We start from the raw sequence: 11,950 nt of genomic DNA, 5'->3' as shown, positions 1-11,950 counted from the left end.
CTGTGTCGGATGACGCCCGTTCTATCCGGAAGGAATCCGCCGATGAAGCTCACCGCCCTCCCCCTCCTGCTCATGACCGGCCTGCTCGCCGCCTGCGCTTCCAACTCGCCTTCGCAGCATGCTTCGCTCAGTGGCGAGGTGTTCTACCTGCAGCGCATCGCGCTGCCGCCGGGTGCGCAGGTTTCGGTGAGCCTGCAGGATGTTTCCCTGGCCGATGCGCCGGCCGTGGAGCTGGCTTCGCAGACGCTGCCCGGCGGCCAGCAGGTGCCGGTTGCCTTCAAGCTCGATTACGACCCGCAGCAGGTCAAGCCTGGCCACAGCTATGCGGTCAGCGCGCGCATCGAGAATGCCGGCAGGCTGCTGTTCATCAGCACCGAGCGCCACGGCGTCAAGCTCGACGGCAGCGATCCGCAGCCGCTGCGCATCCGCGTCGACGCGGTGCGCTGATCCGTCGTCCCACGGCCGGGTTCCGTTGCCGGCGCGGGCTCGCTAAGCTTGTCCCTTCGTCCTTCGCCGAGGCCCTCGGCGAAGGTTCCGTCCCGCCCCACAAGGAATCCCGATGCTGCGTTTCACCGCCCTGCTGGCCGGCGCCCTGCTGTCCGCCAATGCCTTCGCCCTGTCCCTCGCCAACCTCAGCCAGGCCGACGCCAGCGGCGGCCTCAAGGATGCCCTGAGCCAGGGCGCGCAGATCGCCGTCAAGCAGTTGGGCAAGCCCGGCGGCTTCACTAACGATCCGGCCGTGCGCATCGAGCTGCCGGGCAAGCTGGGCAAGGCCGCCAAGGTGATGAAGCAGTTCGGCATGGGCGCCCAGGTCGACCAGTTGGAAGCCAGCATGAACCAGGCCGCCGAGGCCGCCGTGCCGCAGGCCCAGGCGCTGCTGGTGGATGCGGTGAAGAAGATGACCGTGCAGGACGCCAAGGGCATTCTCGCCGGCGCCGACGATTCCGCCACCCAGTACCTGGAGCGCAGCAGCCGCGAACAGCTGCGCCAGCGCTTCCTGCCGATCGTCAAGCAGGCCACCGACAAGGTCGGCCTGGCCAAGCAGTACAACGCCTTCGCCAGCCAGGCCGCGGCCTTCGGCGTGGTCGATGCCAAGGATGCGAACGTCGAGGGCTACGTTACCGAGCAGGCGCTGGATGGGCTGTTCAAGGTGATCGCCCAGCAGGAGAAGGGGATTCGCGAGAATCCGGCGGGGGCGGCTACCAGTCTGGCGAAGAAGGTTTTCGGGGCGCTCTGAGGCCTGCAGAACTCGCGAAGGGCGTTTCCCGGTTGCATCGTCGTATCGGGTGGCTTCGCGCCCTCTCCCCAGCCCTCTCCCGCAAGCGGGAGAGGGAGCTGTCCTGAGCTGCCTGGTAGACAGGCGTCATCCGGCGACGACTGTGCGTCCCTGGAACCGTAGGAGCGGATTTATCCGCGATAGCCATGCATGGGCTCAGCCCATCGCGGACGGAGTCCGCTCCTACAGGTTGCCGGGAGGCGTGGTATTCCTCCCCGTAGGAGCGGACCTTGTCCGCGATAGCCAGACGTATCGGCGCGGATCGCGGATGAGATCCGCTCCTACGCTGCCCCACCCGCGCCATTCAAATGTAGGAGCGCGCCCTGCGCGCGAATCGCGGACAGTTGCTCCTACAAGCCCTGCTCCAGGCTCTGGTGGAACCACCGCAGCGCCACCTCGTAGGTCCCGTGCCACAGGCGTTCGCTGGCGCCGGCGCGGATGCCGTTCTGCACCCGCGTCGCCATAGCGAAGTCTTCTTCCAGGGCGGCGTAGAGGATTTCGTTGTTCTTCTCGAAATAGCGCCGCGCCTTCTCCGTCTGCGGCTCCTCCGGCAGCAGTGTGTGGCTGAGCACCCGCGTGGCCAGCGGGCCGTCGGGGAATACGCTGGAGAAGTCGATATGGTCCGGCTCCACCAGCACCAGGGTGTTCGGCCACAGCAGGTACAGCAGGTTGCCGTGGCGGCGCAGGTCCCATTGCTCTTCCGGCTGCCCCTGCAGCTCGCGCAGGTTGCGTTTCACGTAGTAGTTGCGGATATGCCGGCCGAAGCGCTCGAAGCTGCCCAGGTTGGGCCAGAACAGGTGGTCGATGGTGGCCTGGTGGGCCTTGGCCACGTGGTAGTTCTCCAGGAAGGTGTCCACCGTCAGCTTCCAGTTCACCGGGCGGCGGATGTCGCGCGGGTCGAAGAGCACGTGGTCGTCGATGGCGAAGCTGTCGAAGTCGGCGCACAGCGCTTCGCCGAAGAAGCTGTCCAGGTCCAGCGCCGGCCCGGGTGAAAGGCGCGCCCAGACCGCGCCGAAACGCTCGGCCACCGGCAGTTCGGTGAGGTTCAGGCAGGCCCTGTCGACGCCTTCGAAGCCGTAGCCGTGGGGAATACCGCGCAGTTGCCCGTCCGGATTGTAGGCCCAGGCGTGGTAGGGGCAGACGAACACCCGGTTGCGCCCCGCCGCCTCGCCTACCAGTTGCGTGCCACGGTGCTTGCACACGTTCAGGAAGGCCCGCAGCCGCCCCTGCTCGTCGCGGGTCAGCAGCAGCGGCACCATCAGCTCGCGGGTGAGGAAGGCGCCCTTGGCGATCTCGCTGGAACGCGCCACCAGTACCGGCTCGCGCAGCAGCACCTCGTCGCGTTCGCGGCGGTAGCGTTCCTCGTCCAGGTAGGCGGACACCGGCAACGACGACGGCTCCGCCGCGCCATCGGAAACGCTCCGCTCGGCCAGGGCCAGGACCTTGCTCAACAGCTCCACCTGGGTTGCATGCTGCATGGGGCGACTCCTTCTGTTCAGTTCGACAGGGGCGCCAGCGCGCCGCGGATGAAATGCCACAGCTGCCGCGCCAGTTGCGCGGCCGGCGGCCGGGGCTGGCGCGCCAGGGCTTCCAGCAGGGCCTGGTGCAGGCCGCCGAGGATCATCGCCGAGACCAGTTGCGCATCCAGTTGTGCGTTGAGCTGCCCGGCGGCCTGGCCGCGGCGGATGTTGTCGGCGCCCTGGCGGATGTTCTCGGCGATGCGCTGGGCCTCCAGCGCGGCCACCTCGGGTTCGCGCGCCAGGCTGACCAGCACCAGCGGCGCCAGCGGCTCGGCATAGACGAACTCCACCGCGCGGCGCACCCGCTGCGCCTCGCGCTCGCTCCAGTCCTGGGCCTGGGGTAGCGGGTCGGCGGCCATCACCTGGGCCTGGTAGCGGTCGTAGAAGTCCTCCGCCACCGCCGCCAGCAGCCCGGCGCGGGAGGCGAAGTAGCGGTAGATCAGCCCCACCGAGACGCCGGCGCGCTCGGCTACCCGCCCCACCTCCAGGCCGCCGCCGAACTCCAGCAGTTCGGCGCGCGCGGCCTCCAGCAGGCTGGCGCGGGTTTTCAGGGCCTTGGCGGACAGGTCGGGCATGGCGGGGCTCATGGGGCTGGACAGAAAAAGTGAATTCAGTTTACTTATTTCTGCGAGCAAGCCAAGCCCCCATCCCAGGAAGCCACCACGAGAGCCCCGGCCATGAGCGAACCCTGCGTGCTGTACCGCGTCGACGGACGCGTCGCCACCCTCACCCTCAACCGCCCCGAGCGGCTCAACGCCATCGACGACCGCATGCCTGCAGAGCTGGAAGCGGCCGTGGCCCGCGCCAACGCCGACGACGCCGTGCACGTCATCGTCCTCACCGGCGCCGGGCGCGGCTTCTGCAGCGGCTATGACCTCAAGTTCTTCGCCGAGAACCCGCGCGGCGTCTACGGCAGCCAGGAAATGCCCTGGGACCCGATGCTCGACTACGCGCTGATGAAGCGGAACACCGAGCAGTTCATGAGCCTGTTCCGCAGCTACAAGCCGGTGATCGCCAAGGTCAACGGCCCGGCGGTGGCCGGCGGCAGCGACATCGCCCTGTGCTGCGACCTGATCGTGATGGCCGAGGAAGCGCAGATCGGCTACCCACCGGCGCGCGTCTGGGGCTGCCCCACCACCGCCATGTGGGTCTACCGCCTGGGCCCGGAGAAGGCCAAGCGCATGCTGCTCACCGGCGACCTGGTCGATGGCCGCGAGGCCCAGCGCCTGGGGCTGGTCTACCAGAGCGTGCCGCTGGCCGAACTGGACGCCACGGTGGACGCCCTGGCCGCGCGCATGCAGGGCATCCCGAAGAACCAGTTGATGATGCAGAAGCTGATGATCAACCAGGCCTTCCACAACATGGGCCTGGAGACCACGCAGATGTTCGCCACCCTGTTCGACGGCATCACCCGCCACAGCCCCGAAGGCGTGCGCTTCAAGGCGCGTTGCGAGGAAGTGGGCTTCGCCCAGGCGGTGCGCGAGCGGGATTCGGGGGCGCCGATTCCCTGAGCCGCGACATCCCGCTCGTAGGGCGAATAACCGTTCGCGGTCATCCGCCGTCGGCCGTGCTACCGGGGCGCCCGGCGTGGCCGATGCCGATCGCGGACGGAGTCCTACAGGGAAATGCCACGCCTTCCGGCAACCTGTAGGAGCGAGCTTGCTCGCGAACGGACTCCGCAGCGGGGTTTATTCGCGAGCAAGCTCGCTCCTACGAAGAGCATTTCGGCGCGGGCCGCAAGACAGTCGCTCCTACGACCGTGCTTCCCAGGACCGTATCATCCGTCGTTGAAAACGGCGGATAACGTTTCCCGGTGACGTAGGCATTGGGGTCAAGAGCGCCCTCTCCCCAGCCCTCTCCCGCAAGCGGGAGAGGGGGCTGTCCTCTGCTGGAGGAAAGGCCGGCGTCAACCTCACACCTTCGCAATAGACAGTGCGTAGGGCGAATAACCGTTCGCGGTTATTCGCCGCTACACCGCGATCGACGGCCAACTCCACGGCCGAGCCCGAAGCGCCTCGCGATGGCGCTCCGAGGTCGATACCGAAGCGGCCTGGAGCCAAGGTCAATCGGCGTATGACCGCGAACGGTCATACGCCCTACGCAGGTTCCTTCTTGACCCTGAACCAGGCGGCGTAGAGCGCCGGCAGGAACAGCAAGGTCAGCGCCGTGGCGACGATCAGGCCGCCCATGATGGCCACCGCCATGGGCCCGAAGAACACGCTGCGCGACAGCGGGATCATCGCCAGCACCGCCGCCAGGGCGGTCAGCACGATGGGGCGGAAGCGCCGCACCGTGGCCTCGATGATGGCGTGCCAGCGGTCCAGGCCATGGGCGATGTCCTGCTCGATCTGGTCCACCAGGATCACCGAGTTGCGCATGATCATCCCGGCCAGGGCGATGGTGCCGAGCATGGCGACGAAGCCGAAGGGCTTCTGGAACACCAGCAGGAACAGGGTCACGCCGATCAGCCCCAGGGGCGCGGTGAGGAACACCATGGCCATGCGCGAGAAACTGCGCAGCTGGACCATCAGCAGGGTCATCACCACCACCAGGAACAGCGGGATGCCGGCGTTCACCGAATTCTGCCCCTTGGCCGAGTCCTCCACGGTGCCGCCCACCTCCAGCAGGTAGCCGTCGGGCAGCTGGGCGCGGACCGGATCGAGGGTCGGCGAGATCTGCTTCACCAGCGTCGCCGGCAGCGAGTCGTCGTAGATGTCCGCGCGCACCGTCACCGTGGGCAGGCGGTTGCGCCGCCAGATGATGCCTTCCTCGAAGCCATATTCCAGGGTCGCCACCTGCGACAGCGCCACGCTGCGGCCGTTGTTGGTGGGGATGGCCAGGCTCGGCAGCTGCGACAGGTCCTGGCGCTCGCGGGCGTCGCCGCGCAGGAGGATCTCGATCAGCTCGTTGTCCTCGCGGTAGTAGCTGACGGTGGAGCCGGTCAGCGAGCTCTGCAGGAACTGCGAGATGTCCCGGGTGCTCACGCCCAGGGCGCGGGCGCGGTCCTGGTCGACGTTGAGGAAGATCGCCTTGCTCGGCTCCTCCCAGTCCAGGTGCACGTTCACCACGTGGGGGTTCTCGCGCATCTTGTCCGCCACCTTGCGCGCCAGGGCGCGCACTTCGGCGATGTGCTCGCCGGACACGCGGAACTGCACCGGGTAGCCCACCGGCGGGCCGTTCTCCAGGCGGCTGATGCGGCTGCGCACCGTGGGGAAATCCTCGGCCATGCGCTGGATCAGCCATTGGCGCACTTCCTCGCGGCTCTGCAGGTCCTTGGCCAGGACCACGAACTGGGCGAAGCTCGCCGCCGGCAACTGCTGGTCCAGCGGCAGGTAGAAGCGCGGCGAGCCGGTGCCGACGTAGGCCACGTAGTTCTCGATGCCCGGGTGCCCGGCCAGCAGTTTCTCCAGGCGCTGGGCCTGCTCGGCGGTGGCGGACAGGGAGTCGCCCTCGGCCAGCTTCAGGTCCACCAGCAGTTCCAGCCGCGCCGACGGCGGGAAGAACTGCTGCGGCACCAGGCGGAAGGCGGCGATGGAGCCGACGAAGGCCAGCAGCGTCAGCACTATCACCGTCTTGCGGTAGCGCACGCACCACTCCACCAGGCGCCGGAAGCGCTGGTAGAAGGCCGTCGAGTAGGGGTCGTGGCCCTGGTCGCTGCCGCCGTGCTTCTCGGCATAGCGCTTGGCCAGGTCCGGCAGCAGCTTGGCGCCCAGGTAGGGCACGAAGACCACCGCGGCGATCCAGGACACCAGCAGCGCGATGGTCACCACCTGGAACAGCGAGCGGGTGTACTCGCCGGTGCCCGACTGCGCGGTGGCGATGGGCAGGAAGCCGGCGGCGGTCACCAGGGTGCCGGTGAGCATCGGGAAGGCCGTGCTGGTCCAGGCGAAGCTGGCCGCCTTGAGGCGGTCGTAGCCCTGCTCCATCTTCACCGCCATCATCTCCACGGCGATGATGGCGTCGTCCACCAGCAGGCCCAGCGCCAGCACCAGGGCGCCCAGGGAAATCTTGTGCAGGCCGATGTCGAAGTAGCGCATGCAGACGAAGGTCATCGCCAGCACCAGCGGGATCGACAGCGCCACCACCAGGCCGGTGCGCAGGCCCAGGGAGAAGAAGCTCACCAGCAGCACGATGATCAGCGCCTCGGCCAGCACCCGGACGAACTCGCCCACGCCCTCGCGCACCGCCGCCGGCTGGTCCGACACCTTGCGCAGCTCCATGCCCGCCGGCAGGTTCTGCTGCAGGCGCTGGAACTCGTTCTCCAGGGCCTTGCCCAGGACCAGGATGTCGCCGCCGCTCTTCATCGACACGGCGATGCCGATGGCGTCCTCGCCCATGAAGCGCATGCGCGGCGCCGGCGGGTCATTGAAGCCGCGGTGCACCTCGGCCACGTCGCCGATGCGGAAGGTGCGGTCGCCCACGCGGATGGGGAACTGGCGGATGTCCTCCACCGAGTCGAAACGGCCGGTCACGCGCAGTTGCACGCGGTCGCTGGCGGTCTCGAAGAAGCCGGTGGCGCTCACCGCGTTCTGCTCCTCCAGGGCCTTCTGCACCGCGGCCAGGGGCAGGCCGAGGGTGGCCAGCTTGGTGTTCGACAGGTCGATCCAGATCTTCTCGTCCTGCAGGCCGACCAGCTCGACCTTGCCGACGTCCTTGATGCGCTGCAGTTGCAGCTGGATGCGGTCGGCATAGTCCTTCAGCACCGCGTAGTCGAAGCCCTTGCCGGACAGCGCGTAGATGTTGCCGAAGGTGGTGCCGAACTCATCGTTGAAGAACGGCCCCTGGATGCCCTGCGGCAGGGTGTAGCGGATGTCGCCGACCTTCTTGCGGATCTGGTACCACAGCTCGGGGATGTCCCTGGACTTGAAGTCCTCGCGGGCGACGAAGGTCACCTGGGACTCGCCCGGGCGCGAGAAGGAGACGATGCGGTCGTAGTCGCCGGTCTCCATCAGCTTCTTCTCGATGCGCTCGGTGACCTGGCGCGAGACCTCCTCGGCGGTGGCGCCGGGCCAGTTGGTCTTGACCACCATGGCCTTAAAGGTGAAGGGCGGGTCCTCGCTCTGGCCGAGCTGGGTGTAGGACAGCACCCCGGCGATGCCTAGCAGCAGCATCAGGAAGAGTACGATCGGTCGGTTCTGCAGGGCCCAGGCGGAGAGGTTGAAGCGCATCCTGCGTCACTCCTTCGCCAGCAGCTTGACCGAACGGTTCTCGCGGTCGACCGGGCGTACCTGCTGGCCTTCGCGCAATACCTGGACGCCCGCGGCGACCACCCAGTCGTCGGGCTGCAGCCCCTCCAGCACCGGCACCCGGTCCTCGGTGTAGGGCCCGATGCGCACCGGCCGGCGATGCAGGCTGGAATCCTTCGGGTCGACCACCCAGACGAACGGCTGGCCGCCCTCGGCGCTCACCGCCGCCAGCGGCACGGCCAGGGGCACGGCGCCCTCGTTGTGGATGTAGACGCGGGCGCTCTGGCCCAGCTCGGCCGGCACCTTGGCGTCGTCGAAGGCCACCCGCGCGGCGAAGGTGCGCGACTGCGGGTCGGCGGCCGGCGACAGCTCGCGGATGTGCCCGCTGAAGCGCTTGTCCGGCTGCGACCAGAGCTCGACGCTGACGCCCTCGCCGATGCGGAAGCGCTCGATGGCGTGCTCGGGGAAGCTGATCAGCACCTCGCGGTCGCCGTCGGCGGCAAGGGTGAAGACCGTCTGCCCGGCGGCCACCACCTGGCCCACCTCGACGCGCCGCGCCGAGATCACCCCGTCCTGCGACGCGCGCAGCACGGCGTAGTCGGCCTGGTTGCGCGCCACGTCGTACTCGGCGCGCACCTGCTTCATGCGCGCCTCGCCGGCGCGGTAGGTGTTCTCGATGTTGTCGAACTGCGACTGGCTGACCAGCTTGCGTTCCAGCAGCGTCTTGTAGCGCAGGTATTCCGAACGCACGGTCTGCAGGTTGGCCTCGGCGGCGGCGACCTGGGCGCGGTTGGCCTCCAGCTGCAGGCGCACGTCCTCGGGGTCGAGCTCGGCCAGCGGCTGGTCGCGGCGCACCCGCTCGCCGGTCTCCACCAGGCGCTTGGCCACCTTGCCGCCGATGCGGAAGGCCAGCTCCGGCTCGTGGCGGGCATGCACCTCGCCCGGGTATGCCTCGGTGACCGAGCGCGCCAGTTGCGGCTGCACGACCATGGCCGGGCGCAGCGCCGGCTTGGCCGGCTCGCCGTTACCACAGGCAGCGAGGGACAGGGAGAGGACCAGGGGAGCAGCGACGGACAAGACATGGCGGAACATGATGGATGACCTTTCGCGAAACGCAGTTGAATTTTTATACTTGTCGGTATAGTAAGAATACAAAACCAACCAGTCCAGTATTTGAATTGTAAAAAAAATGTCCCAGCCTCCCCTTTCCAACGGCCCCGGCCGCCCCAAGGACCTGGCCAAGCGCCAGGCGATCCTCGACGCCGCCAAGGAACTGTTCCTGTGCAACGGCTACGACGGCAGCAGCATGGAAGCCATCGCCGCCGAGGCCGGGGTTTCCAAGCTCACCGTGTACAGCCACTTCACCGACAAGGAGACGCTGTTCTGCGAGGCGGTGCAGGCCAAGTGCGCCGAACAGGTGCCGGAGCTGTTCCACGAACCGCCGGCCGACGCGCCCACCCGCGAGCTGCTGCTGAACATCGCGCGGGGCTTCAACCGCCTGATCAACAGCCCCGAGGCCATCGCCCTGAGCCGCCTGATGATCGCCCAGGGCGGGCAAAACCCGGCGCTGTCGCAGATGTTCTTCGACGCCGGCCCGCAGCGCGTGCTGGACCAGATGGAAAGGCTGATCGCCCAGGCCCAGCGCAAGGGCGAACTGCGCGAGAGCGACGCACGCAACGCCGCCGAGCACTTCCTGATGCTGGTGCAGGGCTGCCTGCACTTCCGCCTGCTGATCGGCTGCGTCGAGCTGCCGCCGGTGGAGGAAAGCGAAAGGCATGTGCAGGAGGTGGTGGAGTTGTTTTTGCGGGCTTATCGGCCTTGAGGCCTATGCCGTAGGCGCTTCTCCTGTAGGAGCGAGCTTGCTCGCGAATAGTACTCACCCGGGACTTCGGTGTTGTGGCTTGACTCCGCTCCCTCTCCCTAACCCTCTCCCTGAAGGGAGAGGGGACCGTTCGGTGTGCTTGGATGTTCTGGAGTTAGTCGGCAACTCCAGCGGTTTCCGGCTGAAACCATTCCTTGTCTCGGCACGGACAAGCCCCCTCTCCCTTCAGGGAAAGGGGGCCGTTCGGAGTGTTTGGATGTTCTGGAGTTAGCCGGCAACTCCAGCGGCCTCCGGCTGAAACCATTCCTTGTCTCGGCACTGACAAGCCCCCTCTCCCTTCAGGGAGAGGGCTGGGGAGAGGGGACGGACTTCGACATCGCTCCGGAGCAGGGCCTGACGCCATTGTTCGCGAGCAAGAGCTAGGCGCCCCCTCGCTCCTACGAAAAACCCGCAGGTCAGGCTTTCAGCGACTTCAACGGGTAGATGTCATACCGGCTCGACTTGCCTTCCAGGCTGTAGCTGGGCTTGGCGCCCTCGATGATCGGCGCCTTGCGCGGGCGCTTGACCACCACGCGGTGGCTGGCCAGGGCCAGCGCCGCCTGGAGCAGCGCCGGGGCGTCCTGGTCGTCGCCCACCAGGGGGCGGAACAGGCGCATTTCCTTCTTCACCAGGGCGCTCTTGTCGCGGTGCGGGAACATCGGGTCCAGGTAGACCACCTGGGGCGCCTCGCCCTGCCAGGCGCCCATCAGCTCGATGGCGTTGCCTTGCAGCAGTTGCATGCGCGCCGCTATCGGCGCCACTTCCAGGTCGCGCGCGGCGCGGGCCAGGCCGTCCTCCAGCAGGGCGGCGATCAGCGGTTGGCGTTCGATCAGCTGCATCTCGCAGCCCAGGGTGGCGAGGACGAAGGCGTCGCGGCCCAGGCCGGCGGTGGCGTCGAGCACGTGCGGGCGTACGCCCGGCTGCACGCCCACCGCCTTGGCGATCATCTGCCCGCTGCCGCCGCCGAACTGGCGGCGGTGGGCGGCGGCGCCCTCGACGAAGTCCACGCGCACAGGCCCCGGCGAGTCCGGGCCCAGTTGCAGCAGTTGCAGGCCCTGCTCACCGACCTGCAGGGCGAAGTCCGCCACGCCCTCCTCCGCCAGTTCCAGGCCCAGGCGCTGCGCCCATTGCCCGGCGGCCTCGCGGCAATGCGGCGCCAGGGCCTGGACGATGATGCGGGGGGTGGCTGCGCTGGCGCTCATGCGGGTCGATCCGGTGCAAAAGCGCCGATTCTACCGCAGCCCCGGGCTCAGCGCCGGAACAGCGCGTTGAGGCGGGCGAAGGGCATGCCCTCCTGGGTCGCCTCCAGGTGCCCGCTGGCCAGCTCGGTGGCGGCGTGGAAGAAGGCGCCGTAGGCCACCCGCGCCAGGGACGAGCCCAGGCTGACGCGCTTCACGCCCAGCTCCGCCAGTTCGCTCAGCGACAGCTGCAGGGCCGGCGAGCCGACCAGTACGTTCACCGGCCGCGGCGCCACCGCGCGCACCACCGCGTCGATCTGTTCGCGGGTGGTCAGCCCGGGGGCATAGAGCACGTCGGCGCCGGCCTCGGCGAAGGCCACCAGGCGGCGGATGGTGTCGTCCAGGTCGTCGCGGCCGTGCAGCAGGTTCTCCGCACGGGCCGCCAGGGTGAAGGGGAATTCCAGGGAATGTGCGGCCTGGACCGCCGCGCGCACGCGTTCCACCGCCAGTTCGAAGGGATAGATGGGATCGTCCGGGCGGCCGGTCGCGTCCTCGATGGAGCCGCCCACCAGGCCGATGCTGGCGGCCAGGCGAATGGTCGCCACGCAGTCCTCGGGCGCATCACCGTAGCCGTTCTCCAGGTCCGCGGCCACCGGCAGCGGCGTCGCCTCGACGATGGCGCGGGCGTTGGCCAGGGCTTCCTCGCGGCTCACCTCGCCCTCGGCGTCGCAGCGGCCAAGGGCGAAGGCCAGGCCGGCGCTGGTGGTGGCCAGGGCCTCGAAGCCCAGGCCGGCGAGCATCTTCGCCGAGCCGGCATCCCAGGGGTTGGGCAGGACGAACAGGCCGTCGCGCCGGTGCAGGGCCTGGAAGGCCAGGCCGCGTTCGCGTTGGGTGGTCATGGGCGCTCTCCGTGCCTGAGGGGAGCTTGC

Annotated in this window: 10 protein-coding genes; 4 read left to right on the top strand and 6 right to left on the bottom strand. The window is 68.4% G+C overall.

Annotation, left to right across the window (positions count from 1 at the left end; translation table 11 throughout):
• The first annotated feature begins 42 nt into the window (after positions 1-42).
• Positions 43-447, top strand: a complete 405-nt coding sequence (locus tag PKO50_RS04405; protein WP_275628923.1) for a YbaY family lipoprotein — start codon at positions 43-45, stop codon at positions 445-447.
• A gap of 112 nt (positions 448-559) precedes the next feature.
• Entirely contained in the window at positions 560-1,237 is a 678-nt protein-coding gene (locus tag PKO50_RS04400) for a DUF4197 domain-containing protein (protein ID WP_109934412.1), read from the top strand.
• 389 nt (positions 1,238-1,626) lie between these two features.
• Here PKO50_RS04400 and PKO50_RS04395 read toward each other — a convergent pair whose 3' ends face one another.
• Together PKO50_RS04395 and PKO50_RS04390 are read right to left on the bottom strand one after the other, a co-directional pair.
• Positions 1,627-2,754 carry an aromatic ring-hydroxylating dioxygenase subunit alpha gene (locus tag PKO50_RS04395; protein ID WP_275628922.1) on the bottom strand — a complete coding sequence of 376 codons (1,128 nt, stop codon included), beginning with the start codon at positions 2,752-2,754 and terminating at the stop codon, positions 1,627-1,629.
• 17 nt (positions 2,755-2,771) lie between these two features.
• Positions 2,772-3,371, bottom strand: coding sequence for a TetR/AcrR family transcriptional regulator (locus PKO50_RS04390; RefSeq protein ID WP_109934414.1), 600 nt, complete (start codon positions 3,369-3,371; stop codon positions 2,772-2,774).
• A gap of 102 nt (positions 3,372-3,473) precedes the next feature.
• On the opposite strand from PKO50_RS04390, the gene PKO50_RS04385 reads away from it, so the two are divergent.
• On the top strand, positions 3,474-4,307 hold the full coding sequence (locus PKO50_RS04385) for a crotonase/enoyl-CoA hydratase family protein (RefSeq protein WP_109934415.1): 834 nt from the start codon (positions 3,474-3,476) through the stop codon (positions 4,305-4,307).
• 585 nt (positions 4,308-4,892) lie between these two features.
• Here PKO50_RS04385 and PKO50_RS04380 read toward each other — a convergent pair.
• On the bottom strand, positions 4,893-7,964 hold the full coding sequence (locus PKO50_RS04380; RefSeq protein ID WP_275628921.1) for an efflux RND transporter permease subunit: 3,072 nt from the start codon (positions 7,962-7,964) through the stop codon (positions 4,893-4,895).
• 6 nt (positions 7,965-7,970) lie between these two features.
• The gene (locus PKO50_RS04375; RefSeq protein ID WP_109934417.1) at positions 7,971-9,074 is read right to left on the bottom strand and encodes an efflux RND transporter periplasmic adaptor subunit; all 1,104 of its coding nucleotides are present in this window, start codon (positions 9,072-9,074) and stop codon (positions 7,971-7,973) included.
• A gap of 97 nt (positions 9,075-9,171) precedes the next feature.
• Between PKO50_RS04375 and PKO50_RS04370 the strand changes: the two genes are divergently transcribed.
• Positions 9,172-9,804 (top strand): TetR/AcrR family transcriptional regulator, encoded by a 633-nt coding sequence (locus tag PKO50_RS04370; RefSeq protein WP_275628920.1) that lies wholly within the window; start codon positions 9,172-9,174, stop codon positions 9,802-9,804.
• A gap of 455 nt (positions 9,805-10,259) precedes the next feature.
• On the opposite strand, the gene PKO50_RS04365 is transcribed toward PKO50_RS04370, so the two are convergent.
• Both PKO50_RS04365 and PKO50_RS04360 read right to left on the bottom strand, forming a co-directional pair.
• On the bottom strand, positions 10,260-11,045 hold the full coding sequence (locus PKO50_RS04365; RefSeq protein WP_275628919.1) for a class I SAM-dependent methyltransferase: 786 nt from the start codon (positions 11,043-11,045) through the stop codon (positions 10,260-10,262).
• Between the two features lie 47 nt (positions 11,046-11,092).
• The gene (locus PKO50_RS04360; protein WP_275628918.1) at positions 11,093-11,920 is read right to left on the bottom strand and encodes an isocitrate lyase/phosphoenolpyruvate mutase family protein; all 828 of its coding nucleotides are present in this window, start codon (positions 11,918-11,920) and stop codon (positions 11,093-11,095) included.
• Positions 11,921-11,950 lie beyond the last annotated feature (30 nt).

It is taken from the genome of Pseudomonas sp. 273 (assembly GCF_029201425.1).
GTDB lineage: Bacteria > Pseudomonadota > Gammaproteobacteria > Pseudomonadales > Pseudomonadaceae > Pseudomonas > Pseudomonas delhiensis.
The sequence above is the reverse complement of the archived record's forward strand: the minus strand, read 5'-3'. Positions and strand labels throughout refer to the sequence as shown.